The organism is Xanthomonas sp. CFBP 8443, assembly GCF_025666195.1.
Lineage (GTDB): Bacteria > Pseudomonadota > Gammaproteobacteria > Xanthomonadales > Xanthomonadaceae > Xanthomonas_A.
Genome location: NZ_CP102592.1, coordinates 600,642 through 627,221, shown reverse-complemented (window position 1 = coordinate 627,221; position 26,580 = coordinate 600,642). Strand labels below are relative to the sequence as shown.

Sequence of the window (26,580 nt, the reverse complement as noted above, 5' to 3'; positions counted from 1 at the left end):
GCGGACCATCGCGATGGTCCTGAGCGAGACCTTCTATTGGTTCGTGCTGGTCGGCCTGGCGGCGCAGCTGGTCGACGGCGCGCTGGGCATGGCCTTCGGCCTGGTGTCCTCGTCGGTGTTGTTGAGCATGGGCCTGCCGCCGGCGGCGGTCAGCGCCAGCGTGCACAGCGCCGAGGTCTTCACCACCGGCGCCTCGGGGCTGTCGCACCTGGCGATGGGCAACGTCGACAAGCGCCTGTTCCTGCGCCTGGCGCTGCCGGGCATGGCCGGCGGCATCCTCGGCGCCTATGTGCTGACCCAGTTGCCCGGCGACCTCATCCGCCCCTTCGTGCACCTGTACCTGCTCGGCCTGGCGGTGCTGATCCTGCTGCGCGCGGCCGGCCGGGCGCTGCCGCGGCAGCAGGTGCGGCGGGTGCCGCTGCTCGGTTTCGTCGCCGGCCTGCTCGACGCCAGCGGCGGCGGCGGCTGGGGCCCGGTGGCGACCTCGACCCTGCTGGCCCACGGCGGCCAGGCGCGCACCACGATCGGCACGGTCAACGCCGCCGAGTTCCTGGTGACGCTGTCGATCTCGCTGACCTTCCTGCTGAGCATGGGCGTGCAGCACCTGGAGATCGTGCTCGGCCTGCTGGTCGGCGGCATGCTGGCCGCGCCGCTGGCGGCGGTGCTGGTGAAGCGGGTGCGCGAACGCTGGGTGCTGGTAGCGGTCGGCGTGCTGGTGCTGGGCATCAGCCTGTACCAGATCGGCAGCACGCTGTACCGCTGGCAGGTCTAGCCGCCCGGCGCAGCCACGGCGTCGCCGGCGCGATCGCGGCAACCCCAGTTCAGGATCGGCGTGGCGGACGGCAGTTCGCGGCGGAAGCGCGCCACCGCCGAGGCCTTGGGGTTGACCACCACCGGCGTGGCGGCGGCCTGCAGCAACGGCAGGTCGGCGGTGCTGTCGGAATAGGCGATGGCGATGTCCGCATAGCCCAGCTCGCGCAGCATGCGCATCTTTTCTTCGTTGTGGCAGTGGCGGGTGGCGGTGACCGCGCCCAGCCGCGGGCCGATCAGGCTGCCGACCACCGGCACGTCCTGGTGCGCGACGAAGCCGAGGATGGCGCGCGCCAGCTCCGGCGGCGCGCCGGTGGCGACCACCACCCGGTCGCCGGCGGCACGGTGCCGGGCGAACACCTCCAGCGCCTGCGGCAACAGCCGCTGGCGGATCTGCGCCTCGTGGCGCAGCACGTACTGGTCGATCACCCGGTTGAACTCGCGCGCGCGGTGCAGGCCGAAGCTGGCGATCCACACGTAGCCGGAGATGCCGGTGCGCCGGGTCGGCAGCATCGCCACCAGCGGCCCTAGCAGCGGCGTGGCCAGCAGCGCGGCGGCCAGGCGCAAGGGGTTGCGCCGGATCAGCCAGGCGAACAGGTGGCTGCCGGAGTCGCCGTCGTACAGGGTGTGGTCGAAATCGAACACCACCAGCGGCGCGTCGGCGCGCGGGGCGGAATAGGCGCCGCTCATGGCTCGAAGAACAACTGGCGCAGCGCTTCGCCGGGTTCCTCGGCGCGCATGAAGGTCTCGCCGACCAGGAACGCGTGCACGCCGGCCGCGCGCATCATCGCCACGTCGGCCTGGCCGAGGATGCCGCTCTCGGTGACCAGCAGGCGGTCGCGCGGGACCGCGTCGCGCATCGCCAGCGTGGTCTGCAGCGACACCTCGAAGGTGCGCAGGTTGCGGTTGTTGATCCCGATCAGCGGCACCGGCACCTGGATCGCGCGCTCCAGCTCGTCGATGTCGTGGACCTCGACCAGCACGTCCATGCCCAGCTCCATCGCCAGCGCCGACAGCTCGGCCAGCTGCAGGTCGTCCAGCGCGGCAACGATCAGCAGGATGCAGTCGGCGCCGAGCACGCGCGCCTCGTACACCTGGTAGGGATCGATGGTGAAGTCCTTGCGCAGCACCGGCAGCGTGCACGCTTCGCGCGCCTGCTGCAGGTACGTGTCGTGGCCCTGGAAGAAGTCCACGTCGGTCAGCACCGACAGGCAGGCGGCGCCGCCGAACTCGTAGCTGACCGCGATGTCGGCCGGGTGGAAGTCGGGGCGGATCACGCCCTTGGACGGGCTGGCCTTCTTGATCTCGGCAATCACCGCCGGCTCGCCGTCGGCGATCGCGCTCTGCAGCGCGCGGGCGAACCCGCGCACCGGCGGCGCGGCCCCGACGCGGGCGACCAGCTCGGCCAGCGGCACGCGCGCGCTGCGGGCGGCGATCTCTTCGGCCTTGCGGGCGAGAATGGTGCGGAGGATGTCGCTCATGCGCTCGGGGTTCCGGGGGACGCGGCATTATCGGCCAAGTTGGGCTGAACAGGCCGGGACTCTAGTTTCGGGACTCGGGACTCGGGACTCGGGACTCGGCAATAGCGTAGTGCCGGTGCCGTTCGACCAGACGGATCTTGGATTCAGTCCTTGGCCTGGTCTGCGTCGGGCTCGTCCTGGTCCGACAATTCGAAGTACAGCACCTCGGACCAGTTCGTCAGTCCCAGCGGCCGTTCGGTGGCGCCGGTTCGCGTGCTGTCGCAGTCGTCGTCGAAGCGCAGGCCGTGGAAGACATCGAGCGGCGGCGCGCCCTCTTCGACGGCCAGGCGGCGCAGCAGGGTCGCGGCCTCGTGGAGGTCGGCCGGCAGGGCCTCGAACGCGGCGCCGACCTCGCGGCATCGGCCGATCTCCTGCTCGACGCAGTGGCGCAGGTCTTCTTCCCCGATCGCCGACATCATGTCGAGTTCGAGGGTCTCCAGCAGCAGGAACGCGTCGCGGTTCGCTTCCAGGAAGGCGACGGTCTCGTCCAGCCAGCCTGGCAGGTGCTCGACCGTCGCCGGCACCGGGACCGGCGCTTCGACCGGTGCGTGCGTCGGCGAGAACAGTTGCTTGAGCCGCCCCATCAGGGATGCTGGCGACGCCACGACCGGCGCTGGCGCAGGCGGCAGGGGAGGCGCGGCCGCGATCACCTTGACGATCTCGGCGAAGCGCTTGACCCGCTCCAGGCCCGGGGCGAACGGACTGCTGATCGCGTGCAGGCGCGCCGGCTGGTCATCGTCTTCGTCGGCGCCCGCCTCTTCGTCCTCGTCCTCGCTTTCGTCATCGTCTTCGCCCTCCTCCCCGCCCTCGACCTCGTCTTCCCCCTCGTCCTCATCCTCGTCATCCAGGCCCTCCGCCACCAACGACGCGCACAACTGGGGATCGGCCGACATCAGCAGCCGATACACGAACGGCACGTCGTAGGCCCATTCGGAGAGGCTGGAAATGGTGTCGGGCCGATCGCCATACGAGGCCGGCCGGTTGCTGAGGCTGTAGAGATAGGAGCGGTTGGCCATGCAAACCCTTTGTCGTCGTGCGCCGCCGACGCGGCGCAGCGGGCAGCTTACGCGCCGACCGAAGGGCCGGCCATCTCGGATGCACACCGAACGTGTTCCGCACACCGCAACCGGTCGCATGCGCTCGGCTGCACAACGCGGACGTCGCGCACGCCCACCGCGGCTGTCGGCGCCCCGTCTGCGGCTGGCCGTCGGCGCGCAGCATCTTGTTGCCGTCGGAACGAGGCGTACTGCAGCGAGGCGCCGAGATGGATGCTGCTGGACGGACAACGGGCGACATCGGCACCGCCCGCCGCGATCCCGACACCGCCGCGCTCAGACCGGCAAGCGCTTCGGGTCCCGCGTCCTCAGTCGCGAACGTCGGCCAAGCGCCGCGTGCACGCCACGTACGCATCGAGCTTGCCGCGCGCGCGGCCGTCGGCGATCGCCGTGCGCGCCAGCGCGATGCCGGCGCCGATGTCGTCGGCCACGCCGGCCACGTACAGCGCCGCGCCAGCGTTGAAGGCGACGATATCCAGCGCCGGACCGGGCACGTTGTCGAGCACGCCGCGCAGCATCTCCATCGACTCGTTGGCGTCGGCCACCTTGAGGTTGCGGCTGGCCGACATGGCGATGCCGAAATCCTCCGGATGCACTTCGTACTCGCGTACCTGGCCGTCGCGCAGTTCGCCGACCAGGGTGCCGGCGCCGAGCGAGAGTTCGTCCATGCCGTCGCGGCCCCACACCACCAGTGCGCGCTCGGCGCCCAGTTCGTGCAGCACGCGCGCCTGGATGCCGACCAGGTCGGGATGGAACACGCCCATCAGGATGTTGGGCGAGCCGGCCGGATTGGTCAGCGGACCGAGGATGTTGAAGATGGTGCGTACGCCCATCTCGCGCCGCACCGGCGCCACCACCTTCATCGCCGGATGGTGCACCGGCGCATACATGAAGCCGATGCCGGTGGCGGCCAGCGCCTGCGCCACCTGCTCGGGCTGCAGTTCGATCACCGCGCCCAGCGCCTCCAGCGCATCGGCGCTGCCGGACTTGGAGGAGACGCTGCGGTTGCCGTGCTTGGCCACCTTGGCGCCGGCCGCGGCGGCCACGAACATCGCGCAGGTGGAGATGTTGAAGGTGTGCGAGCCGTCGCCGCCGGTGCCGACGATATCGACCATATGGGTGCGGTCGGCCACCTCGACGGTGCGCGAGAACTCGCGCATCACCGCCGCCGCGCCGGCGATCTCGCCGATCGTCTCCTTCTTCACCCGCAGCCCGGTGAGGATCGCCGCGGTCATCATCGGCGACACTTCGCCGCGCATGATCTGCCGCATCAGCCCGACCATCTCGTCGTGGAAGATCTCGCGGTGCTCGATGGTGCGTTGCAGGGCTTGCTGCGGGGTCAGCGTCATTGCGGTTCCTGGACGTTCAAAGACTGGCGTGCTCGAGGATTTCCTGGCCCATCAGCACACAGTCGCCGTCGGCCATGGGGTAGTAGAGCAGGCGCATGCGGTACTCGCCCTTGTAGATGTAGCCCCACACCTGCAGCACCTCGAAGCGCTGCTTGGCATTGGCCGGATTGACGATGGACGGCAGCCGCTCGACCTCGTCGCCGACCTCGGCGCGCTCGTCGTTGTCGGAATGGAAGGCCAGCAGCTTGGCGGCCTGGGCCCGCGCGGCCTCGGCGCATCGCGGCGCGGCCGCCTTGGCGCCGGCGGGCGCCGCCAGGCACGGCGCGCACAGCAGCAGCGCGATCGCGGCGAACGCTGCGCGTGGATGCAGACGCATGTTCAGCGCTCCAGGAAGTTCTTCAGCAGGGCGTGGCCGTGCTCGGTGAGGATGGACTCGGGATGGAACTGCACGCCCTCGACCGGGAACTGGCGGTGGCGCAGGCCCATGATCTCCTCGACCGTGCCGTCCTCGTTCTCGGTCCAGGCGGTGACTTCCAGGCAGTCCGGCAGCGTGGTCTTCTCCACCACCAGCGAGTGGTAGCGGGTGGCCTCGTAGCGGTCCGGCAGGCCGGCGAACACGCCGCGGCCCTCGTGGCGGATGCGCGAGGTCTTGCCGTGCATGATGGTGCCGGCACGCACCACTTCGCCGCCGTAGGCCTGGCCGATGCTCTGGTGGCCCAGGCACACGCCCAGGATCGGCGTGTGCTGGCCGAGCCGCTCGATCAGCTGCAGCGACACCCCGGCCTCGTTCGGCGTGCACGGGCCGGGCGAGATCACGATGCGCTCCGGCGCCAGGCGCTCGATCTCGTCCACGCTGAGCGCGTCGTTGCGCACCACCTTGACCTCGGCGCCGAGCGCCTGCAGGTACTGCACGAGGTTGTAGGTGAAGCTGTCGTAGTTGTCGAGCATCAGCAGCATGTGCGGTCCATCCAGTTGATTAGTAAGGCGCAGAACCCTGGAACCCCGGATTCGTGCCCGCTTGGATACCCGCAATTTTAGTCGATACCCTGCGCCGCCAGTCGGGAGACTGCACGTAGGCCATAGTGGCATGGACGCAGAAACTCGGCCAAGGCCGTGCTTCATCCCCCGGAGGACCGGCCGATGTCCGGTGTCCGCTGCCGGCGCACCGATCTGCGCTGCGGACGAGCGGCGTTCGCTGCGCCAGGCGCGTGGGTGAAACGCGTGCGTGGCGGCCGCGCGCCGCCTTGTGTGCGAGCGAAGCGCCGCAGTGCGCAGGTCAGGGCCTGGCCGCCTGTCCTTCGGCCACAGGAACGAACAGCAGGTCCTGGTAGTCGTAGCTGAAATCGGCGAGCGGCGACACCGGCTGCATCGCGATGCGCGCGACCTTGCCTTCGGCATCCAGCGCGAAGGTGACGTAGGCCGGCTCGATGGCGCGGTCGTCCCATTCGGTACGGAAGGTGTCGTACTGCCAATGGCGCAGCGTCCCGGCCATGTTGGGGGTCTGCTTGAAGTCGATCCGCAGCTTGCCCGCGCGGTCGGCGATCTCGATCGGCCCATACCACGCATCGGCATAGCGGCCCGCATAGCCGGCGGCCGGCAGCGAGGGACGCGATGCCTTGCGCGCGCTGTTGCCGGCGGCCTGCAAGGCCGCCAGGCCGCCATCCAGGCGCTGCCGGTACCAGGTGTCGAACGCCGCCACCCAGTCGCGCGGCGCGAAGCCCAGATAGTGGTCGAGCAGTTCGTAGCCCAGGCCGCGCATCACGCCGACGTCCTCGGCATTGATCTGCAGCGAAATGCCCAGGTTGCGCTCGGGCACCAGCACGATGAAGGTCAGCACGCCGAACACCGCGCCGCCGTGCTGCACGACCTTGACCCCGCGATAGTCCTGCACGTTCCAGCCCAGCGCGTAGCTGGAGAAGTTCGGCGTGATGTCGGCGACCGGCGCCGGGTACGGGTTGATCGGCACCGGCACCTGCGGGGTCCACATCGCCTGTGCGGACGCAGCGCTGTACAGGCGCTTGCCGTCGCTGCCCGGCAATGCGCCGAGCGCCAGCTGGATCTGCAGCCAGCGCGCCAGGTCGTTGGCGCTGGAGGACAGGCCGCCGGCCGGCGCGGCCACCTGGCCCAGGCCCTCGCGCTCGGGCAGCAGCTGCTGCGGGCCGAGCCCGCGTACGCGCGGGTCCAGGCGCGCATGCGGCTGCGCCCGGTTCGGGTTGGCGAAGCGGTCCTTCTCGTCGCTGACCGAGCTGCCCATGCCCGCCGGCTTGAACACGCGCTCGCGCATGAAGCTTTCCCAGTCCTGGCCGCTGGCCGCGGCGATCACTTCGCCGGCGACCACGTACAGGATGTTGTCGTAGGCGTAGTTGCTGCGGAAGCTGGTGGCCGGCTTGAGGTGGCGCAGCGCGCGCACGATGTCGCCGCGGCTGCGCGAACTGCGCGGGACGAACAGCAGGTCGCCCGCGCCCAGCCCCAGGCCGCTGCGATGGACCAGCAGGTCGCGCACGGTCATCTCGCGCGTCACCCAGGGGTCGTACATGCGGAACTCGGGCAGGTGGTCGATGACCTTGTCGTCCCAGCCGAGCTTGCCCTCGTCCACCAGGATCGCCAGCGCCGCGGCGGTGAAGGCCTTGCCGGTGGAACCGGTGGGGAAGATGGTGTCCGCATCGACCGCCTCGGTTGCGCCCAGGCGGCGTACGCCATAGCCCTTCGCCTGCACGATCCGGCCCTGCTCGACGATGGCGATGGCCATGCCGGGCACGTCGTGTTCGGCGAGCATGCGCTCCACGCGCGCGTCGAAACCCGGCGGCGGCGCGGCGGCCGCGCTGGCGGCCCAGGCAAGAGCGATCGCGACGATCGCGGCCTGCAGGCATTTCGGAATGGCGGCCATCATGGACTCCCGGACGGGTTGGCTAGCGAAGCTCGGCGCCGAGGCGCTGCGGGCGGCGCCACAGCAACCAGACGCCCCAGGTCATCAGCGGCAGCACGTAGACCGCCAGAAACAGCCAGGTCAGCGTGCCGTAACCCTTGGCGATCAGCTCGACCAGGCCCACCGCGCTGGCGGCATACACCGCCAGCAGCATCGAGCCGACCGCGAGCGCCGGGCGCAGCGCGCGCGGCATCGGCCGCTGCCGTTCCCCGAAGGTCTTGGCCACGCGCTCGTTGATGGCATGCAGCAACGCCACCCCGGTATCGACCAGGGTCAGCAGCACCGCGATCTGGAACGCCCACTCGAACCACGGCGCGTGCAGCTTGCCCAGCAGGAACGCCGAGGGCAGCGCCTCGGCGCCGATCTCGCGGTAGTAGCCCATCATCGCGATGTAGAACACCACGCCCGGCAGCATGCCGAGCGGGCCGGCGAGCGCGCCGGCGGCCAGCGCCTCGCGGCGGCTGCGCAGATGGCGGATGCAGAACAGCACCGCGGGAATGGTGGCGACGTTGTAGCCGGCGTAGCTGAGCCCGGCGCCGAACCAGCCATCGGCGAGCGGCACGGCCGCGAAGTTGGCCTGGATGCGGCCGCCGAAGGCGACCACGCTCCAGACCAGGAATATGAAATAGACCAGGTACAGATAGCCCACCGACGCAGTGAGGAACTTCTCGATCGCCGCGCTGCTGTAGACCAGCATCGCGCCAGTGGCGGCGATCATGCCCAGCGAACCGGCCAGCTTGGGCAGGCCGAACAGGCTGTGCGCGATTTCGCCGGCGGCGGCGCCCATCACCGCCAGGATCACGATCATCAGCGCGAAGTAGCCGATCTCGAACAGGAACCAGGCGCGGCCGAGCAGTACCTTGAAGAAGGATCGATAGTCGTAGGCGCGTGCGACCCGCGCCAGCTCGAAGCTGACCATCAGCACCGCGCTCCACACCAGCATGCTCACCGTCATGCCCAGCAGGCCGCCCCAGGGACCGGCCGGCAGGAAGAACTCCACCAGTTCGCGCCCGGTGGCGTAGCCGCCCGCGATCACCGCCGCCTGGAACACGAAGCCCGGCAGCAGATAGCGCTGGAACCAGGTGGATGCGCCGCTCACGGCGCGCACCGCTGCAGGCGAATACGACGCAGAACAAGATCGACGAGTTTCATGCCAGGCACTCCTCCACCAAGGCGTCGAACGCCGCGCCGCCGCGCATCGGATCGGCGACCGCGCAGCCCAGGCGCCTGCTCTCCGCCGCGCACAGTGCATGCGCCGAGGCTTCGTCCAGGTGTGCCGTGTTGAGGCTCACGCCCGCGCAGCGGATCGCCGGGTTGGTACGTCGCCCCAGCTGCAGCGCCAGCGCGATGGTCTCCTCGATGCTGGGCAGTGCGAACTGCGGATGGCCCAGCACGCGTTCGCGCCCGGGCTGGTGGCAGACCACCACCACGTCGGGCTGGCTGCCGTGCAGCAGCGCCAGCGCGACGCCCGCATAGGCCGGATGGAACAAGGAACCCTGCCCTTCGATCACGTCCCAGTGGCCGTCGGCGGCCTCGGGCGAAAGCAGCTCGGCTGCGCCGGCGGCGAAATCGGCCACCACCGCATCCATCGGCATGCCGCTGCCGGCGAGCATGATCCCGGTCTGGCCGGTGGCGCGGAAATCCGCATCGACGCCGCGTTGCGCGAACCCCCTGGCCAGCGCCAGCGCGGTGTATTTCTTGCCCAACGCGCAGTCGGTGCCGACCGTCAGCAAGCGCTTGCCGCGGCGCGGCTGGCCGGTGGCGACGCGGATGCCCGGCGGCGGCTGGCGCACGTCGATGAGCTGACGCCCCAGCGCGGCGGCCGCCTCGCGCAGGCGCTCGATCTCGCTCATGCGCACGTGCATGCCGCTGACGATGTCCAGGCCGGCTTCCATCGCCTGCAGGATCGAGCCCACCCAGGCCTGCGGGATGACGCCGCCGGCATTGGCCACGCCGATGACCAGCGAGCGCGCGCCGCGCGCGGCGGCCTCGGCCGGGGTCATCCGCGGCAAGCCGGTGGTGACGGTCGCGCCGGCGCAGGCGAATTCGCCGACGCAGCGCTCCGGCGCCCAGTCGCGCAATCCGAACGCGGTCTTGGCGTAGCCGGGTTCGGTGACGTCGCCGAGGAACAGGAGATGCGGCCCTGGCAGCGCCTTCAATGCCGGTGCGGATGGCGGGCGGGTCTGTGGCATACGCGGTCGTTCACCTGGAGGATCGTGGGGCGGACCGCCGTTGCACGGCGCCCGATGCGATGCGGACTGCCGCTGGCGGGCGGTGCGCGGCTAGAACCGGTAGTCGAACTCGACGCCGACGGTGCGCGGCCGGATCGGCACCGCCGCCACCTGCACCGGCGTGCCGCTCACCTCGCTGTTCACCGGCGACAACGACGACCAGGCGTCTTCGTTGGTGACATTGTTGGCATAGACGCGCAGTTCCCAGTTGTTCCTGCCGATGCCCGCGTACACGTCCACGGTGCGGTAGCTGTCCAGCCGCAGCGGCGGCGTCACCACTTCGTCCAGCACGGTCGACGGGTCGCCTGGTGCGGTCACGCGCTGGCGCTCGGTCGTCGCGTTGAGCTGCGAGCCCACGCCGCGCAGCGACGCGCCGACCTGGCCGTTGAAGCCGCCGCCGATGGCGAAGGCGTATTCGGTGTTCAGCGCCCACGCCAGCCGCGGCGCGTACGGCATCCGGTCGCCGGCGAGGCCGGTATTGAGCACGATGTCGAAGCCGTCCTGCGGGATCACCGTGGGCGCGAAGTCGTTCTTGATACTGGCCTTGGTATAGGCGAGGTTGAAGCCGATGGTCCAGTGGTCGGTGGCCAGGAACCAAGTGGACAGTTCGGCGCCCTCGCTGGTCGCTTCGCCGCCATTGACCAGGCCGCCGATGCCATTGAACGAGGAACTGACCTGGATGTCGTCCCACTCGATGCGGAACGCGGCCAGGTCCAGTTGCACGCGGCGGTCGGCGAACTGGGACTTCAGCCCGAGTTCGTAGCTGGTCAGCATCGAGGAATCCACCTTGGGCGGGATGCCGGGCAGCGCCACGTTCGGCCCGCCCGGCTGGTAGCCGGTCGCCACGCGCGCATAGAGCATGCTGTCCTCGCTCAACTTGAACTGTGGGCTCAGGCTCCAGGTGAACACGTCCTCTTCGGATTCGCCGGGCGTATCGCCGAGCGGCACCAGGATGCCCTCGCTCACGTTCTGGCTGAACCACTGTTCGTTGCGCGCCTGGCGCACGCCGGCATCGATCTTGAAACGCTCGCCGATGCGCCATGAGCCGTTAGCGAACACCGCGAACTCCTTGTAGGTGCTGGGCATGCCGAGGAAGGTCAGCGTTTCGTACATCTGGTCGTAGGGCGCCGGCAGCGGCGAACCGTCGCGCTGGCGCAGCGCGGCGAGCTGGCTCTGCAGCGCGTCCTCCTTGGTGTAGAACACGCCCAGCAGCCACTCGAACGCGCCGCCGCTCTTCGAACTCAGCCGCAGTTCCTGGGTGATCTTGTCCAGGTCGAAGTCGTAGCGCACGAAAGAACTGCCCGGCTCCGGCAGGCCGAGCACCAGGTTGGCGACTTCGCCGAACTGGATGGTCGAATCGGTCTGGGTCATCGTGTCGGTCTGCGACCAGCCCGTGGCCGACACCAGGTCGGCCCAGCCCAGGTCCCACTCCAGGCTCAGCGCGGTCAGGGTCAGTTCCTTGGAGAACGGCTGCGGTTGCCAGGTCCGGTCCACGTGGTCGCCGAACAGCGGCTCGAGCGTGTCCGGGTCCAGCGCGGTGCCGCCGCGGCCGTCGGCATCGATGCGCTGTTGCAGCACCGACAGGTTCGCGTCGAACGCATCGCCGTCCCAGAACAGCGCCGCGCGGGCGCCCATCTGTTCGCTGTCGTTGATGTCCTTGCGGCCGTCGGTGGCGTTGTCGGTGTAGCCGGGCAGCTCGTTGCGCGCAAAGCTCATGCGCAGCCCCAGGCGATCCTCCTTCAGCGGCACGCTCGCGCCGAAGCGCGTGTTCCAGCCCTGTCCGCCGCCGGCCACCGAGCGCAGGCCGACACCGAGACGGAACTCCTCGCCGCTCACCTCCGGCGCACGCGTCACGTACTTGAGCAGGCCGCCGATGGCGCCGGCGCCGTACAGCGTGCCTTGCGGCCCGCGCAGCACTTCGACCCGGGTGATGTCGTAGGGCAGCACGTCCAGCATCAAGGTGTTGGCGCCCTGGTAGATGCCGCTCGAACCGACTGGAACCTCGTCGATGTAGGTCGCCACCGTGGCGCCGGAGGACAGCGCGGAGATGCCGCGCAACGACACCGAGGTCTGCCCGGGGCTGCCGCTGTCCTGCACCTGCATTCCCGGGATCAGGCTCGCGTAGTCGGCCAGCGAACTGGCGCCAAGGTTTTCCAGTTGGCGCTCGCCGAGGACGCTGATGGACGCGGCGACGTCGCGGATGTTTTCGACGCGCTTGTTGGCGGTGACTTCCACCTTGTCGAGCGTTGCCAGGCGCTCGGCGGTGGCCGGCTGGAGTGCGGGAGGCTGCTGCGCCGCGACGGGGGCCGTGGCCACCCACGCCAGGCTGCCGGCGATGGCCAGGGACAACGGCGAGCGGTACCACGGGCGGGTGGACTGGAACGCGTTCATCTTGCTCTCCCCGGATGGCGATCCGTACGTGCGAGCCGCGCTGCATGGCGCTCGCGGCGATCTGGCATGCTCTGATAGGAGATAATCGTCCTAATCAGAGAATTGTCAATACGTTTGGAAACTACCTGTTCGCGCCGAAGCGGCCGACGCCGACCGCATCGACATCGGCATCGCACTCAGTCCCGCTTGCGCTCGCGCCAGCCCGGCCCGCGCACCACGCGCCCCGGTTTCGCGCCGGTGTGCTCGCCCTGACGCAACACCTGCACGCCGTTGACGAACACGTCGCTGACGCCGGTCGCATACCGCTGCGGCGCCGCGTAGGTGGCGTGGTCGGCGATCGTGGCCGGATCGAACACCACGATGTCGGCGAAGCAGCCCGGCTGCAGGCAACCGCGGTCGCGCAGTTTCCAGTTCGCCGCCGGCAGGCCGGTCAGCCGATGGATGCCCTCTTCCAGCGGCATCAGCTTGCGGTCGCGCACGTAGTGGCCCAGGAACCTAGCGACATTGCCGTAGGCGCGCGGATGCGTACTGGATTTGAGGAACACGCCTTCCGGCGCCGAGGATTCGGCGTCCGAGCCCAGGCTGGTCCATGGCTGCTTCAGGCCCAGCTCGACGTTCTGCTCGCTCATCAGGAAATACGCGGCGACCACGCGGGAATCGTCCTCCACGATCAGGTCGAGCACGGTCTCTTCGGTGGATGTGCCACGCACCCTGGCCACGTCGGCCAGGGTCTTGCCGAGGAACGGCTTGAGTTTCTCGTTCTTGAACTCGATGAACAGCACGCGCTCGTCGGAACCGGTGAGCAGGCGGATGTTCTCCCAGTCGACGTCGGGATCCTTCATCTCGGCGATCACCCGCTTGCGGATGGCCGGATCCTTGAGCCGGGCGACCATCGCCTCGTGGCCGCCGGCCTGCACCCAGGGCGGCAAGCCCGCGGTCAGGCCGGTGGCGCCGGCGGTGTACGCGTACATGTTGGCGCTGACTGCCAAACCTTGCGCACGCGCCGCATCGATCTTCGCGATCGCCTGGGCCATCTTCGGCCAGTTCTTCTCGCCCGCCGCCTTGAGGTGATACGCCTCGGCGCGCTGCCCGGTGGCGCGGGCGATGGCGATGGTTTCGTCCAGCGCCTCCAGGAACCGGTCCGCCTCGCTGCGCATGTGCGCGACATAGCCGCCGCCGGATTCGGCCGCGGCCTGCGCCAGCGCGACCAGTTCGCCGGTGTCGGCGAACGCGGCCGGCGGATAGATCAGCGAGCCGCCCACGCCCAGCGCGCCTTCGCCCATCGCCTGCCGCACCAGTTCCTGCATGCGCGCAAGCTGCGCGGCATCGGGGTCGACGTCGCCTTCGCCCAACTCGTGGATGCGCACCGTGGTGGCGCCGACGAACGAGGCCACGTTCGGCGTGATGCCGCGCTTCTGCAGGTAATCCAGGTATTCGCCCAGCGTGGTCCATTCGATCGGGTAGCGGATGTCGCCCTGCTGCTTCAGCGCATCGGCCTTCATCTTCGGGGTGAACGGACCCATCGACCAGCCCTCGCCGAACACCTCCAGGGTCACACCCTGCTTGGTATCGCTCACGCCGCGGCCATCGGCGATCAGCGCTTCCGGCGCCCAGCTCAGCATGTTGATGAAGCCCGGCGCCACCGCATGGCCGCGGGCATCGACAGTGTGCGTGGCCGTCGCCCCGCTCCCCGCCGGCAGCAACGCGACGATGCGGTCCGCGCGCACCGCCACGTCGACGCGCCGGCCGGCGGCGCCGCTGCCGTCGTAGACCACGCCGTTGCGGATCAGCACGTCGTACGTCTCCTTGGCGGCAGCCATCGCGCCCGGCGCCGAGCAACAGCCGGCAAGCGCCAGCATCAGAATGGAACCTCGCACTCGCAACATCGGTGTGCTCCTGGTAGGTACCGCGACGACAGCAGACACCGCCGGCAGAGGAAAACCGGCGGACTTCAACGACGACGTTCCTTCGACAGCATGCCCGCCGCGGCCGGCGGCGGCGATGCGGCCGCTGCAGGACCGCGGTCCCGTTCCACCTGGCGGATGGGCCTGTCCAGCATCCACAACAGGCACGCCGCCAGCGCCGCCAGTCCGGCCAGCAGCACGAAGAATCCGGCGTGGCCGATCCGCGACCACAACGCGCCCACCGCGCCGGCCAGCAGGCTGCCGGTGAAGATCGCCAGGAACCACGCGGCCACCGTGGTCGCGCCCAGCCGCGGCGGCGCCAGGCGCGCGAACAGGCCAAGCCCGGTCGGCAGGATGTACAGCTCGCCCAGGGTGAGAATCGCGAAGAACGCCAGCACCCATGGCCAGCCGACGCGCCCGCCGCCGGCCGCGCCGTCCAGCGCCGCCAGCAACAGGTAGGCCAGCGCCACGATCAGCGCGCCGATCGCCATCTTGCGCGCTGGCGGCGTCTCGCGGCCGGCATCGGCGCGACGCCGCCAGTGCAGCAGCAGCAGCGGGGTCATGCTGATGACCAGCAGGGGATTGAGCGACTGGAACCAGGTCATGGGAATCACCGCAGCGCCCCAGGTCCGGTCCACGCCGACATCGATCCACAGCGACAGCGTATTGCCGATCTGCTCGTAGGCGCCGCGGAAGATCGTCGCCGCAAGACCCACGCCCAGCAGCAGCAACCACACCCGTTTGCCGTCGCCGCTGGATGCGCCCGCGGCGGCCGGCGCAGGCGCGCGCGTGCGGCTGTCCGGCGGAAGATAGCCGCGGCCCAGCACGTAGATGGCCAGCCCCACGAACATGCCGATGCCGGCGGCGCCGAAGCCGTAGTGCCAGCCGTAGACTTCGCCCAGGGTGCCGCAGATCAGCGGCGCCATGAAGCCGCCGATGTTCAGGCCGACGTAGTAGACGTTGTAGGCCCTGCCGCGGCGCGGGTCGTCGGCGGCGTACAGGTCGTTGATCTGGCTGGGCAGGCTGGGCAGGAACAGGCCGTTGCCCAGCGCAATGGTCGCCAGCGCGACGTAGAACAGCGGTTCGAACGCCATCAGGAAATGGCCCAGCGCCATCACGCTGCCGCCGATGATCACCGCGTTGCGCTTGCCCAGCCAGCGGTCGGCCACCGCCCCGCCGAGGATCGGGGTGAAGTACGCCATCGCGGTGTAGCTGCCGTAGATGAAGGAGGACTTTTCCTGGGCGAACAACAGCTGCTTGGTCATGTAGTAGACCAGCAGCGTGCGCATGCCGTAGTAGGAGAACAGTTCCCACATGTTGGTCAGGAACAGGATGGTCAGCCCGCGCGGCTGGCCGAACCATGTCTTGTCCGCCATGCCGCTCATGCGTTGGTCCTGGGCCCCCAGACCTCGTCGCCGCAGAAGATGTGGCCATCCTCGTAGCGCACCGACGGCACCCGATCGCGGGCCAGGAAGATCGGCCCGTCCAGGTCGACGACGTCGCAGAACTGCCCCAGCACGAACGCCGGCGCCGCCGCCAGGCTGGTGCCGCACATGTTGCCGACCATCACCTGCTTGCCCAGTTCGCGCGCGCGCGCGGCCATCAGCAGGCCCTCGGTGAGCCCGCCGCACTTGTCCAGCTTGATGTTGATCACGTCGAAACGGTGGTGGCGCGCTTCCAGTTCGGCCAGGTCGAGGATGCTTTCGTCCGCGGCGAAGGGAAGCGCGCGTTCGATGCCGTCCAGATCGCCTTCGCGGCCGCGCGCGCATGGCTGCTCGAGCAGCGCCACCTGCGCCGCGACCAGCGCCGGCAACAGCCGCGGCAGGGAATCGGCGTCGTAGCCCTGGTTGGCATCGACCGCGATCCAGGTCGCGGGACAGCGCGCGCGCACGGCATGCACGCGCGCGCCATCGAGGTCCGGATCGCCGGTCAGCTTGAGCTTCAACGCACGCGCCTGCACGTAGGCCGCCGCGCGCTCGGCCATGAGCGCCGGATCGTCGGCACCGACGGTGAAGGTGGTCAGCAGCGGACGCACCGCCTGCAGCCCGGCCAGCGTCCACACCGGCATGCCGCGGCGTTGCGATTCCAGTTCCCACAGTGCGCAGTCCAGCGCATTGCGCGCGCCGCCGGCGGGCAGCAGCGCGCGCAGCGTGTGCCGATCGATGCCCGCCTCGATGCGCGGCCGCAACGCTTCGAGCGTGGCGATCATCGTCTCGGGACGATCCTGCGTGTAGTACACCCCCGCCGCCTCGCCGCGCCCGGCATGCCTGCCATCGCGCAGGGTGACCACGGTCGCCGGCATCGCCTCGAACACATGCCCGGCGATGCGGAACGGTGCCGACAGCGGCAGCGGCTCGTTGTGCAGATCGAGTTCGATGGGGCCGGCGATGGTCACGCGCACCTCGCGAAAGACGGACGGGAAGCAGCGGGCGGGCGAGCGCGCCGCCCGCTGCGCTCAGTAGTACGCGCCGTAGCCGATCAGGTGGTTGGCCAATCCCACCCACAGCAGGAACAGGCACGCCAGCGCCAGCAACACCGCCCACAGCTTGGCCAGCCAGCGGCGCCGGCCGCGCAGCGCCTGCCACGCGCTCCAGAGGGACAGCGCCGCGCCGACCGGGAGCGCCACCAATGCGAACAGCCGCAGCGCGTTGATCATCGCGTCGGAGCCGGACCCGGTCATTTCCAGATCGCTGAGCATCGCCACCACGAAGCCGAGCGCGCCACCGATCGACACGAGCACGGCCAAGGCCGTCAGCCGCGCCACGCGCTGGGCGCGCGCGTCGGCTGCCGACAGTCCGTAGGCGACGCCATAGTGGCGGCGCACCAGCGCCGAGATCGGCCACGCCAGAACGGTCAGCAGCAGCACCGCCAGGCTCGCCGCCAGCAGTGGCAGCGTGAGCGAACGCCACAGCGACAGGCGCTCGAACACCATGATCGGCGCGTACGGCTCCATGGTGAAGCGCACCACCTTGCCGTCGACCACGTCGGCAGCCAGGCGGTCGCTGCCGGCGACGTCCTGCCACAGGTACGGCGCGATCTCGCGCCACTTCTTCGGTGCGCCGCTGGCGTCGGTGGCCATCGGCACGCTGATCGTGCCGTCTTCGTTGGCGATCACCTTGACCTGGCCCAGCAGGTTCGCCAATGACAGCAGGTTGCTCTGCGGGCGGCGGCTGCTGTCGTAGTGGCCGACCATCTGCTGCGCGTGCAACTTGGCCTGTTCCGGCGCGACGCCGGCCGCTGCGCGCGTCGCCGGTCCCGGCAAATAGCGATCGGCGAATCCGCGCACCAGCGCGCCGCGGATGTGCCCGGTCGCGCCATCGCGGCCGCTGCTGTTCATCGAGACGAAGATGCCGATGCCGTCGTCCAGAAACAGCTGCAGATCGCTGTGGAACCACATGGTGTCGCCGCCATGCGCGATCGCGCGGTGGCCGTTGACCGTGGATTCGTAGAAGCCGAGCATCATCCGGCTCAACGGCCCCACCGACGCCTGCGCGGTGGAATGCATCTTGCGCGCAGTGTCCGCACCCAGGATGCGCGCATCGCCGTAGGCACCGTCCTGCAGGTGCGCGATCATGAAACGGCCCATGTCCGTGCCGGTGGCAGCCAGGCTGCCCGCCGGCGCCAGACTGATGAATTCATAGTCCTTGGGTTTGCCGTCGGAGGCCTTGTCGTAGCCCTTGGACATCTTGGCCAGCAAGGCCGGCGGCAGCGGTTGCGCGAAGCTCGAATGGGCCATGCCCAAGGGCTGGAAGATGTGGCGCGCGATGTAGGCGTCGAACGGCTCGCCCGACACGCGCTGCACGATATAGCCCGCCAACGCCGTCGCGTAGTTGGAATACGCCGGCGTGGCGCCTGGCACATGGATGCGCTCAGGGACCCAGCGCTTCAGCGCCGCTTCCAACGACACGATCTGGTCCGCATCGGAGCTGATCAACCCGCGGATCTGCTCTTCCAGGCCGGTGGTGTGGGTCATGATCTGGCGCAGCGTCATCGGCTTGCCGTCGCGCGGCGGAATCTTGAAGTCGATGTAGCGATTGACGTCGGCGTCCAGATCCAGCTTGCCTTGCTCGACCAGCTGCATGACCGCCGTCCAGGTGAACAGCTTGGACACCGAGCCGGGCCGGAACAGGGTGCCTGCCGGATCGACCGGCGTGCGCTTGTCGAGATCCGAATAGCCATAGCCCTTCTGCAGCAGCACCTGGCCGTCCTTGACCACCACCACCACCGCGCCGGCGATGTCGCCGCTCTCCAGCGCGTAGGGCAGGTAGCCGTCCAGCCAGGCCTCCGCGTCGGCGCGGGTCAGCGCGGGCGTGCCGGCAGGGCTGCCGGTGTCGGGCAGCGGCGAAGCGGCGGCGGTGGCCGGCGCGGTCGCTGGCGGCACGCTGGGCGGAACCGAAGGCGCCTGCCGCGCCCGGACTGGCGCAACCGAGGCCATGAACAACAGACAGCCGCACAACGCGAACGGGATGAGGCGCATCGCTTCTCTCCGGAGCTGGTGATGGGCAGTCCCGCGGCCTGCGACGACCGGGCAGATGCGGGCTGTCTTTGTCCTGATTTGGTAATAATGATCCCAATCAGAGAATTGTCAACCACGGGCAAAACACCGGCGACATCCACTGCGGCCCTTGGCCTTCGCCCTTTCCAACCTCATCCACTAAGGCGATGATGATCCTGCCCAGGACGCTTCCGTGGGTCCGGGCATTCCCCCAGGAGAGCAGGTAAGGATGAATTCGCACCACCCCACCATCGGCGGACTGCTGCGCTCGCTGCGGGCGCGCAAGGGCTGGACCCTGAAGCAGATGAGCCAGCATTCGGGCATTCCGCTCTCCACGCTGTCCAAGGTCGAGCACGACCGCCTGACGCTCACCTACGACAAGCTGCTGCAGCTGAGCCAACGCCTGCAATTGCGCATGTCCGAACTGTTCGCCGAACAGGACGACGCGCCCGAGCCGGCGGTGACCGCGCGCCGCAGCATCGGCCGGATCGAGGACGCGATCCGGGTCAACACGCCCAACTACGACTACTACTACCTGTGCCCCGAACTGCGCCGCAAGCGCATGATCCCGGTGCTGACCAAGGTGCGCGCCAAGAGCATCGAGGAGTTCGGCGAACTGGTCCACCACTCGGGCGAGGAGTACATCCACGTGCTCGAGGGACGCGTGGAAGTGCATACCGAGTTCTACGATCCGATCGTCCTGGACGCCGGCCAATCGGTCTACATCGATTCCAACATGGGCCACGCCTATCTCGCCGCCAAGGGCTGCAAGGAAGCCCTGCTGCTGGGGGTCTGCTCCAGTTCCGACGAGCAGTTGCTGGAATCGCTGATGACGCTGCATGGCGACGAAACCGCCGCCCAGAAGACGCGGCAGAAGCCAGTGGCCGTCGCGACGAAAGCCGCTGCGGCCAAGCCGAAGGTGGCCCGTCGCAGCCCGGCCGCGGCCAGGAAAAAAACCTGACGCAGGCAGCGTCAGACGTGCGCTGCGCGGACGTCGGTCGTGCCGGATGCCGCCGATGCTGACGATCCAGCTCCGGCACCATGGCGCGGGCTCATTGCGCGATCAGGAAGACCGCGTAGACGTTTTCGGAGAGGGTGAGGCTGCCGGCTTCCAAGGATTCGGCCGGACTTTGCGCACGCGATCCGCTCACCGTCACGATGTCGGATGCGCGCGGCTCGGCGGTCACTTGCGTGCCGGGCGATGGCCAACTTCCGGCCTGGATGCCGTAGGCAAAATCCGGCGCCACTTCCGAGATCGTGTAAAGACCGCCCAGGCGTACGCCATAGGCTTTGGCCAAGGACTGCGCCGAGGTGCGGGTCTGTTCGGCCGCCTGGCGCTTGAGATCGGCACGCAGCGCCGCCTCGCGACTGTAGTGCGGCGCGATGCCGGACACCTGCAGTTCCTCGCTAGTGCTCAGCTTGCCGAGCAAGCCGCGTACGTCGTCCAGTGCGCCGAAGTCGGCGGAAAGGGTACGTTGCACGCGGGTTCCTTTGAAGACCTGCTTGTTGTCTTCGTAGCGTCGATCGGGCTCGATCGACAGCGTCGTCGCCTGCACGCTGTCGGCCAGCGCGTGCTGCTGCTTGAATGCGGCCAGCACGCTCGCCGCGTTGGCCTGCACGCGCTTGCGCGCCGCCCCCGGATCGGCGTCCACTGCGCTCAGCGTGATCTTGACCCCGAAGCGATCCGGCACCACCTCGCGCTGCGCCTCGCCCTTGACCAGCAGGTGCGGCTGCGACGGCAGGCTGTTGACCTGCGCTGTTGCCACTGCCGGCAGCGCCAGCAGCGCGGCCATGAACCAGGCACCGAACATGTTCGTCTTCATCCTTCCTCTCCTTGGTGAATGTCAGCCGGCCGCGCGCTGCGCGCCGGGTTGCGCCAGCGCGGCGAAATCCTCAATCAATGTATCCACCGCATCGGCCTGCGTGGCCCACGAGGTCACGAAGCGGATCACCCAGCGTCCGTCGGCCAGCAGCTGCCAGCGTTCGAAGTCGTAGCGCTGCGCCAGCGCCTCGACGGCAGCGGCCGGCAACGCCACGAACAACTGGTTGGTCGGCGAGTCCGACGCGAACTGCGCGCCGGCCGCGGCCAGGCCCTGGCGCAGGCGCGCGGCCATGCGGTTGGCATGCGCGGCCAGTTCGTAGAACAGGCCGTCCTCGAACAGCGCAGCGAACTGCGCGCCCAGCACCATGCCCTTGGCGAGCAGCGCGCCGCGCTGCTTGAGCAGGTAGCGGAAATCCGCTTGCAACGCCGGGTTGACGATCACCAGCGCTTCGCCGAGCAGCGCGCCGTTCTTGGTGCCGCCGATGTAGAACGCGTCGCTCAGCGCGGCGATGTCGGCCAGACTCAGGTCGTTGCCTTCGGCGGTCAGCGCACTGCCGACGCGCGCGCCGTCCAGGAACAGCCACAGCCCGTGCGCGTCGCAGAAGTCGCGCAAGGCCTGCAATTCGCGCTTGCGATAGAGGGTGCCGACTTCGGTGGTGTTGGATATATAGACCAGCCGCGGCTGCACCATGTGCTCGTTGCCGTGCTCGGCCAGCAGCGGCGCGATCCGCTCGGGGCTGAGCCGGCCATCGGCCGCGTCCAAGGTCAGCACCTTGTGCCCGGTGGCCTCGATCGCGCCGGTCTCGTGGGTGGCGATGTGCCCGCAGGCGGCGGCGATCACCGCCTGGTGCGGGCGCAGGAACGCGCCGATCGCGACCAGGTTGGTCTGCGTGCCGCCGACCAGCAGGTGCACGTCGGCATGGTCGCAGGCGCATTCGCGGCGGATCAGCTGCGCGGCATGTGCGCTGTGCCGGTCCAGGCCGTAGCCGCCGTTCTGCTCGGCGCTGGCCGCGGCCAGCGCGGCGAGCAGGCGCGGATGCGCGCCTTCGCTGTAGTCGTTGCGGAAGCCGATCCGCGCGGTCGGTGCGGACACGCTCACAGCCCCTTCGCCGCCTCGGCCACCGCGCGGAACAGCGCGCGGCCCTTGTTCATGGTCTCGTCCCATTCGGTCTGCGGATCGGAGTCGTAGACGATGCCGGCGCCGGCCTGCACGTGCAGGCGGCCGTGCTTGATCACCGCGGTGCGGATGGCGATGGCGGTGTCGGCGTCGCCGTGCCAGCCGAGGTAGCCGATGCTGCCGGCGTAGACGTTGCGCTTGATCGGCTCCAGCTCGCGGATCACTTCCAGCGCGCGGATCTTCGGCGCGCCGCTGACGGTGCCGGCCGGGAACGTGGCACGCAGCACGTCGGCGTAGCTGAGTCCGGGCAGCAGCGTGCCGGTGACCTCGCTGACGATGTGCATGACGTGGCTGTAGCGCTCGATCACGAAGCGCTCGCCAACTTCGACGGTGCCGGCCTGCGACACGCGGCCGGCATCGTTGCGGCCCAGGTCGATCAGCATCAGGTGCTCGGCGCGCTCCTTCGGATCGGCCAGCAGTTCCGCTTCCAGCGCCAGGTCCTCTTCCACGGTCTTGCCGCGCGGGCGGGTGCCGGCGATCGGGCGCACGGTGATCTGGCCCGCTTCCAATCGCACCAGGATCTCCGGCGAGGAACCGACCACCTGGGTGTCGCCGACATCGAGGAAATACATGTACGGCGACGGGTTCAGCGCGCGCAGCGCGCGGTACACGTCCACCGGGCGCGCGCTGAACGGCACGCTCAGGCGCTGGCTCAGCACCACCTGGAAGATGTCGCCGGCGCGGATGTATTCCTTGGACTTCTCCACCGCGGCGATGAACCCCTCGCGGGTGAAGCCGGACACGAAGTCGCTTTCGTCGAGCACGTCGCGCGCCAGCGGCACCGGATAGCCGGCGCCGGGCTGGCGCAACGTGGCGGTCAGCGCATCCAGCCGCGCCTGCGCCTGCTCCCAGGCGTCGGCGTCGCGCGGGTCGGCGTGCACGATCAGGTACAGGCGGCCCTTGAGGTTGTCGAACACGGCGACCTCCTCGGACAGCATCAGCAGGATGTCGGGGGTGTCCAGCTCGTTGCGCTTGTCGCCGCTGGCCAGGCGCGGCTCGATGTAGCCGATGCATTCGAAGCCGAACCAGCCGACCAGCCCGCCGGTGAAGCCGGGCACGCCGTCGAGCTTGGGCACCGAATGCGCCGAGCGCAGCGCCTCGACCTCGGCGAACGGATCGGCGACCTCGCGGCGCTCGACCAGCTCGCCGTGATCGCGCACTTCCAGTGTCTGCCCGCTGAAGGTGTACACGCGGCGCACCGGCAGGCCGATGATCGAGTAGCGGCCGAAGCGTTCGCCGCCTTCCACCGATTCGAACAGATAGGTGTGCGGCGCGGCGGCGAGCTTGAGATAGACCGACAGCGGCGTGTCCAGGTCGGACAGCACTTCGCGGACGACGGGGATGCGGGTGTGACCTTCAGCGGCGTAGCGCTGGAACTGCTCGCGGGTGATCAAGACGGCTTTCCTTCCGGGACTCGGTGGCGGGGCGGACGACGGCTGCAGGCCACCATCGCCACGCACGGCGAGCGGAAGTGAGGGAACGCGGAGTCGTCAGGCTGGACACGGCGGTACTTTACCGCAACTGCGAGGACTGGCAACGGTTGCAGAAGGGACCATCGGCGCGGTGGTGGTGGTGCGGCGTCGGAGCGAATTGGGAGCGGGGAAAGGCGTCGGGGTTGAAAGCCCTCCCGCAAGGCAATGGATCGCCAAGCGCGTGGACTCGGCGCAATCGTCGGTTGGCACAACGGTGCATCGCGTGCCGGTCGACCAGCTCGGAGCAAAGCAGCAGACTTGCTGGACTGGATGCAGTCGGGACTGAAGTCCCTCCCACAGTGCACCCGGGATGCTCACCGCGAGCCTTTTGTGGGGTCGCTATCGAGACAGGTGAAGCGGTGGCGTCGATGGCATGCAGTCGGGACTGAAGTTCCTCCCACAATGCACTCGGGATGCTCACCGCGAGCTTTTTGCAGGGCCGCAATCGCGACGAATGCAGTGGTCGCACGGACGGCTTCAGGGCAATCGGGATTGGAGCTCTGTCACCCAGGGCCTGTACGCCAACGGCCTACCTCATGTGGCCCACTCATGTGGGAGCGACTTCAGTCGCGACGCGACATACCCTCCAGGCAAGCGGCCGGCGCGGCCGCTACCCCACGCGGCCGCGCAGCAGTGCCGACTCCAGCGGCAGGTGCATGCGCAGGCGGCCGGCGACGCAATCGATGCGGAAGTGCCGCGAGGTTTCCGGTTCGCCGTCCAGGTTCAGAGTCAGCGGCATCGCCGCATCGATGCGCAGCCACGGCAGCCGCGCGCGCACCGCGACGCGCTCCAGCGCCGCCTGCTTGCCGGAGGTGACCAGCGTGCCCAGCGTCGCGGCGACTTCGCCGGTCATCTCCGGGACGATGGTCAGGTCGAGCAGGCCGTCGTCGATCAATGCGTCCGGGCACAGCGCCTGGCCGCCGCCGGCCTGGCGCCCGTTGCCCAGGCCCAGCGCGATGAATTCGCCCTCCCAGGCGAACTCCGGGCCCTCGAACCGCGCCTGGATCGGCTCGATCTGGCCCAGCTTGCCCATCCCGGTGATCAGGTAGGCCAGGCCGCCGAGCATCTTCTTCAGGCCCTCGTCGGTCTCCACCGTGACCTGGGTGCCGAAGCCGCCGCTGGCGACGTTGGCGCACCAGTGCGGCCCGTGCTTGGCCTCGATGCGCAGCAGGTCGATGGCCACCGCCGGCGCCTGCGCGATCAAGTGCAGCGCTTCCAGCGGCGTGTCGGGAATGCCGGCGGCGCTGGCGAAGTCGTTGGCCGTGCCCAGCGGCACCAGGCCCAGCGCCGGCAACGCCGCGGCGTCGGCGTCGTGGTGGGCCAGCGCGCTGGCCACTTCGCTCAGCGTGCCGTCGCCGCCGGCGGCGACGATGCAGTCCACGCCGTCGGTCACGGCCTCGGCCACGTAGCGTTCGGCGTCGCCCTCTTCCCAGGTGACCCGCACCTGCAGCTGGATGCCACGCGCACGCAGGTCGGCGACCGCCTCGCGCAACGCTTCGTCGCCCGCGGACTTGCCGTTGAGGATCAGACGCCAGTGCGGTGTTGCCATACGGAGCTTCCCGGGATCAGGCCCGCAGCCTAGCCGGCAGCGGATGCGGGCATCGTGAATACGCCGTGCAGCGGCGGCATATGGGCCATGGGCGACGCGCTACGGCACCAGCGACGACGGCCACGGGCGCCGGTGAAACCAGACGCTGTCTGCCGCCGTGTCATACGCCCGTCACCGATCGCCCGGACCATGGGAGGCCATAGCAAGGACGACGGATGGAGGCAGGATCAGCCTCCGATTTCTCCCAGGGGCCGCACTGGCGACAGTGCGGTTCTTTTCTTTTGCGCCGGTGGCGCCGCTCAGCCGGCTGCGAACCGGGCCAGCGCCTCGCCCTGCAGGCGGTACACGGTCCATTCGTCCTGCGCCCGCGCGCCGATGGCTTCGTAGAAATCGATCGCCGGCCGGTTCCAGTCCAGCACCGACCACTCGAAGCGGCCGCAGCCCTCGGCCACGGCCTGCCTGGCCAGGTGCCGCAGCAAGGCCTTGCCGGCGCCGCCGCCGCGGTGTTCCGGGGCCACGTACAGGTCTTCCAGGTACAGGCCGTTGCGGCCGAGCCAGGTCGAGTAGTTGTAGAAGTACACCGCGTAGCCGATCGGCTGCGCATCGGCTTCGCAGATCAGCGCATGCGCGGTGGCGCCGGGGCCGAACAGGCTGGCGCGCAGGCCGGCCTCGTCGGTCTGCACCGCGTCCTCGGCGCGCTCGTAGCGGGCCAGCTCGCGGATCAGGCGCAGGATCAGCGCCGCGTCGTCGGCCGTGGCAGGGCGGATGCGCAACGCGGCCATGTCAGCGCGCCGCCACCGCTGCGCGCATCTGCGCGATCACCGCGGCATAGTCGGGCGCATTGAAGATGGCCGAACCGGCGACGAAGGTGTCGGCGCCGGCCGCGGCGATCGCGGCGATGTTGTCCGGCTTGACCCCGCCATCGATCTCCAGCCGGATCGGCTTGCCGCTGGCGTCGATCCGGCCGCGGATCGCGCGCAGCTTGTCCAGCGCCGAGGGGATGAAGGCCTGGCCGCCGAAGCCCGGGTTGACCGACATCACCAGCACCAGGTCCAGGTCGCCGAGTACCCAGTCGAGGATGTCCACCGGGGTGGCCGGGTTGAGCACCAGGCCGGCCTTGCAGCCATGCGACTTGATCAGCTGGATCGTGCGGTGCACGTGGCGGCTGGCTTCGGGGTGGAAGCTGATGAGGCTGGCCCCGGCCTCGGCGAAATCCGGGATCAGCCGGTCCACCGGCTCGACCATGAGGTGCACGTCGATCGGCGCGGTGACGCCGTGCTTGCGCAGCGCCTGGCACACCATCGGGCCGATGGTCAGGTTCGGCACGTAATGGTTGTCCATCACGTCGAAATGGATCCAGTCGGCGCCGGCCTTGAGGACGTTGTCCACTTCCTCGCCGAGGCGGGCGAAATCGGCGGAGAGGATGGACGGGGAGATGATGCAGTCGGACATGGCGAAGGTCTCAGCGCTTGCGCAGGGTGCGGATACGGTCGTAGGCGGTGTTGAGCTGGCTGGCCTTCTTCTCGGCCCGCGCGCGCAGCTCCGGGCTGGCGCCGGCGACCTTGTCGGGGTGGTACTGGGAGATCAGCCGGCGGTAGGCCAGCTCGATCTCGGCATCGGTGGCGTCGCGGGTCACGCCCAGTTCGCGGTAGGGGTCGTCGCGCTGGCCGAGCTTGAACCAGTCGGCGTCGAAGGCGTGCCCGACCAGCAGCCCGAGCGCCGCGCCGAACACCGGATTGGGCCGGAACAGCAGCGCCCCGACGATCGCGCCGAGCAGTTTTCCGTACCAGTGCATGGGCGAGGGCGGGCTCGGCGGACAAGGCCTCGTATTTTACGGCACAGCGGGCCTTTCCGGCCGTACACTACGCGGCCCGCTGTC

General features: G+C 69.4%; 23 protein-coding genes. 2 read left to right on the top strand and 21 right to left on the bottom strand.

The features are described 5' to 3' along the window. Positions 1–13 precede the first annotated feature (13 nt). Positions 14–772 carry a sulfite exporter TauE/SafE family protein gene (locus tag NUG20_RS02550; RefSeq protein ID WP_263396903.1) on the top strand — a complete coding sequence of 253 codons (759 nt, stop codon included), beginning with the start codon at positions 14–16 and terminating at the stop codon, positions 770–772. Here NUG20_RS02550 and NUG20_RS02545 read toward each other — a convergent pair. From NUG20_RS02545 to NUG20_RS02480, 14 genes are all read right to left on the bottom strand, one after another. Beyond that, complete coding sequence (locus NUG20_RS02545) at positions 769–1,500, bottom strand: haloacid dehalogenase-like hydrolase (RefSeq protein WP_263396902.1); 732 nt, start codon at positions 1,498–1,500, stop codon at positions 769–771. The two genes, NUG20_RS02550 and NUG20_RS02545, sit on opposite strands and share 4 nt — an antisense overlap. Then, positions 1,497–2,291, bottom strand: a complete 795-nt coding sequence (gene trpC, locus NUG20_RS02540) for an indole-3-glycerol phosphate synthase TrpC (RefSeq protein ID WP_263396901.1) — start codon at positions 2,289–2,291, stop codon at positions 1,497–1,499. The genes NUG20_RS02545 and trpC overlap by 4 nt, the downstream gene beginning before the upstream one ends. A 143-nt stretch (positions 2,292–2,434) precedes the next feature. Beyond that, on the bottom strand, positions 2,435–3,346 hold the full coding sequence (locus tag NUG20_RS02535) for a DUF7822 domain-containing protein (RefSeq protein WP_263396900.1): 912 nt from the start codon (positions 3,344–3,346) through the stop codon (positions 2,435–2,437). A 347-nt stretch (positions 3,347–3,693) separates the two neighbouring features. Beyond that, entirely contained in the window at positions 3,694–4,734 is a 1,041-nt protein-coding gene (gene trpD, locus NUG20_RS02530) for an anthranilate phosphoribosyltransferase (RefSeq protein ID WP_263396899.1), read from the bottom strand. A 16-nt stretch (positions 4,735–4,750) separates the two neighbouring features. Further along, positions 4,751–5,110: a hypothetical protein gene (locus tag NUG20_RS02525; RefSeq protein WP_263396898.1), complete on the bottom strand. Its 360-nt coding sequence runs from the start codon at positions 5,108–5,110 to the stop codon at positions 4,751–4,753. A 2-nt stretch (positions 5,111–5,112) separates the two neighbouring features. Beyond that, on the bottom strand, positions 5,113–5,691 hold the full coding sequence (locus NUG20_RS02520) for an anthranilate synthase component II (RefSeq protein ID WP_263396897.1): 579 nt from the start codon (positions 5,689–5,691) through the stop codon (positions 5,113–5,115). Between the two features lie 319 nt (positions 5,692–6,010). Continuing rightward, positions 6,011–7,621 (bottom strand): serine hydrolase, encoded by a 1,611-nt coding sequence (locus NUG20_RS02515; RefSeq protein ID WP_263396896.1) that lies wholly within the window; start codon positions 7,619–7,621, stop codon positions 6,011–6,013. Between the two features lie 22 nt (positions 7,622–7,643). Further along, entirely contained in the window at positions 7,644–8,759 is a 1,116-nt protein-coding gene (locus tag NUG20_RS02510; protein WP_263396895.1) for a YkvI family membrane protein, read from the bottom strand. A gap of 49 nt (positions 8,760–8,808) precedes the next feature. Further along, positions 8,809–9,852 (bottom strand): N-acetyltransferase DgcN family protein, encoded by a 1,044-nt coding sequence (locus NUG20_RS02505; RefSeq protein WP_263396894.1) that lies wholly within the window; start codon positions 9,850–9,852, stop codon positions 8,809–8,811. 90 nt (positions 9,853–9,942) lie between these two features. Beyond that, positions 9,943–12,282: a TonB-dependent receptor gene (locus NUG20_RS02500; RefSeq protein ID WP_263396893.1), complete on the bottom strand. Its 2,340-nt coding sequence runs from the start codon at positions 12,280–12,282 to the stop codon at positions 9,943–9,945. 176 nt (positions 12,283–12,458) lie between these two features. Beyond that, positions 12,459–14,102, bottom strand: coding sequence for an N-acyl-D-amino-acid deacylase family protein (locus NUG20_RS02495; RefSeq protein ID WP_263396892.1), 1,644 nt, complete (start codon positions 14,100–14,102; stop codon positions 12,459–12,461). Positions 14,103–14,233: 131 nt separating this feature from the next. Next, positions 14,234–15,571 (bottom strand): peptide MFS transporter, encoded by a 1,338-nt coding sequence (locus tag NUG20_RS02490; RefSeq protein ID WP_263396891.1) that lies wholly within the window; start codon positions 15,569–15,571, stop codon positions 14,234–14,236. Next, positions 15,568–16,581 (bottom strand): dipeptide epimerase, encoded by a 1,014-nt coding sequence (locus NUG20_RS02485; protein ID WP_263396890.1) that lies wholly within the window; start codon positions 16,579–16,581, stop codon positions 15,568–15,570. Before NUG20_RS02485 ends, NUG20_RS02490 begins: the two co-directional genes overlap by 4 nt. Before the next feature lie 60 nt (positions 16,582–16,641). Continuing rightward, positions 16,642–18,567: a serine hydrolase domain-containing protein gene (locus NUG20_RS02480; protein ID WP_263396889.1), complete on the bottom strand. Its 1,926-nt coding sequence runs from the start codon at positions 18,565–18,567 to the stop codon at positions 16,642–16,644. A gap of 343 nt (positions 18,568–18,910) precedes the next feature. Here NUG20_RS02480 and NUG20_RS02475 point away from each other — a divergent pair, with 343 nt between their 5' ends. After that, positions 18,911–19,642 (top strand): helix-turn-helix domain-containing protein, encoded by a 732-nt coding sequence (locus NUG20_RS02475; RefSeq protein ID WP_263396888.1) that lies wholly within the window; start codon positions 18,911–18,913, stop codon positions 19,640–19,642. 91 nt (positions 19,643–19,733) lie between these two features. Here the strand turns inward: NUG20_RS02475 and NUG20_RS02470 are convergent, their stop codons facing one another. From NUG20_RS02470 to NUG20_RS02440, 7 genes are all read right to left on the bottom strand, one after another. Continuing rightward, positions 19,734–20,504 (bottom strand): SIMPL domain-containing protein, encoded by a 771-nt coding sequence (locus tag NUG20_RS02470; RefSeq protein ID WP_263396887.1) that lies wholly within the window; start codon positions 20,502–20,504, stop codon positions 19,734–19,736. A 21-nt stretch (positions 20,505–20,525) separates the two neighbouring features. Then, a complete protein-coding gene (locus tag NUG20_RS02465; RefSeq protein ID WP_263396886.1) occupies positions 20,526–21,596 on the bottom strand; it encodes a threonine aldolase family protein in 1,071 nt (356 codons plus the stop codon). Positions 21,597–21,598: 2 nt separating this feature from the next. Continuing rightward, positions 21,599–23,074 (bottom strand): anthranilate synthase component I, encoded by a 1,476-nt coding sequence (gene trpE, locus NUG20_RS02460; protein ID WP_263396885.1) that lies wholly within the window; start codon positions 23,072–23,074, stop codon positions 21,599–21,601. A 688-nt stretch (positions 23,075–23,762) separates the two neighbouring features. Next, a complete protein-coding gene (yegS, locus tag NUG20_RS02455) occupies positions 23,763–24,701 on the bottom strand; it encodes a lipid kinase YegS (RefSeq protein ID WP_263396884.1) in 939 nt (312 codons plus the stop codon). A gap of 299 nt (positions 24,702–25,000) precedes the next feature. Then, positions 25,001–25,483 (bottom strand): GNAT family N-acetyltransferase, encoded by a 483-nt coding sequence (locus NUG20_RS02450; protein WP_263396883.1) that lies wholly within the window; start codon positions 25,481–25,483, stop codon positions 25,001–25,003. Position 25,484: 1 nt separating this feature from the next. After that, positions 25,485–26,153, bottom strand: coding sequence for a ribulose-phosphate 3-epimerase (gene rpe, locus NUG20_RS02445; RefSeq protein ID WP_263396882.1), 669 nt, complete (start codon positions 26,151–26,153; stop codon positions 25,485–25,487). Between the two features lie 10 nt (positions 26,154–26,163). Next, complete coding sequence (locus tag NUG20_RS02440) at positions 26,164–26,496, bottom strand: J domain-containing protein (RefSeq protein WP_263396881.1); 333 nt, start codon at positions 26,494–26,496, stop codon at positions 26,164–26,166. Positions 26,497–26,580: the final 84 nt, after the last annotated feature.

Excerpts from the sequence above, each read along its gene's own strand:
- NUG20_RS02550 (WP_263396903.1), top strand. The coding sequence starts at position 14 with ATGGTCCTGAGCGAGACCTTCTATTGGTTCGTGCTGGTCGGCCTGGCG.
- NUG20_RS02545 (WP_263396902.1), bottom strand. The coding sequence starts at position 1,500 with ATGAGCGGCGCCTATTCCGCCCCGCGCGCCGACGCGCCGCTGGTGGTG.
- trpC (WP_263396901.1), bottom strand. The coding sequence starts at position 2,291 with ATGAGCGACATCCTCCGCACCATTCTCGCCCGCAAGGCCGAAGAGATC.
- NUG20_RS02535 (WP_263396900.1), bottom strand. The coding sequence starts at position 3,346 with ATGGCCAACCGCTCCTATCTCTACAGCCTCAGCAACCGGCCGGCCTCG.
- trpD (WP_263396899.1), bottom strand. The coding sequence starts at position 4,734 with ATGACGCTGACCCCGCAGCAAGCCCTGCAACGCACCATCGAGCACCGC.
- NUG20_RS02525 (WP_263396898.1), bottom strand. The coding sequence starts at position 5,110 with ATGCGTCTGCATCCACGCGCAGCGTTCGCCGCGATCGCGCTGCTGCTG.
- NUG20_RS02520 (WP_263396897.1), bottom strand. The coding sequence starts at position 5,691 with ATGCTGCTGATGCTCGACAACTACGACAGCTTCACCTACAACCTCGTG.
- NUG20_RS02515 (WP_263396896.1), bottom strand. The coding sequence starts at position 7,621 with ATGGCCGCCATTCCGAAATGCCTGCAGGCCGCGATCGTCGCGATCGCT.
- NUG20_RS02505 (WP_263396894.1), bottom strand. The coding sequence starts at position 9,852 with ATGCCACAGACCCGCCCGCCATCCGCACCGGCATTGAAGGCGCTGCCA.
- NUG20_RS02500 (WP_263396893.1), bottom strand. The coding sequence starts at position 12,282 with ATGAACGCGTTCCAGTCCACCCGCCCGTGGTACCGCTCGCCGTTGTCC.
- NUG20_RS02495 (WP_263396892.1), bottom strand. The coding sequence starts at position 14,102 with ATGGCTGCCGCCAAGGAGACGTACGACGTGCTGATCCGCAACGGCGTG.
- NUG20_RS02490 (WP_263396891.1), bottom strand. The coding sequence starts at position 15,571 with ATGAGCGGCATGGCGGACAAGACATGGTTCGGCCAGCCGCGCGGGCTG.
- NUG20_RS02475 (WP_263396888.1), top strand. The coding sequence starts at position 18,911 with ATGAATTCGCACCACCCCACCATCGGCGGACTGCTGCGCTCGCTGCGG.
- NUG20_RS02470 (WP_263396887.1), bottom strand. The coding sequence starts at position 20,504 with ATGAAGACGAACATGTTCGGTGCCTGGTTCATGGCCGCGCTGCTGGCG.
- yegS (WP_263396884.1), bottom strand. The coding sequence starts at position 24,701 with ATGGCAACACCGCACTGGCGTCTGATCCTCAACGGCAAGTCCGCGGGC.
- NUG20_RS02450 (WP_263396883.1), bottom strand. The coding sequence starts at position 25,483 with ATGGCCGCGTTGCGCATCCGCCCTGCCACGGCCGACGACGCGGCGCTG.
- rpe (WP_263396882.1), bottom strand. The coding sequence starts at position 26,153 with ATGTCCGACTGCATCATCTCCCCGTCCATCCTCTCCGCCGATTTCGCC.
- NUG20_RS02440 (WP_263396881.1), bottom strand. The coding sequence starts at position 26,496 with ATGCACTGGTACGGAAAACTGCTCGGCGCGATCGTCGGGGCGCTGCTG.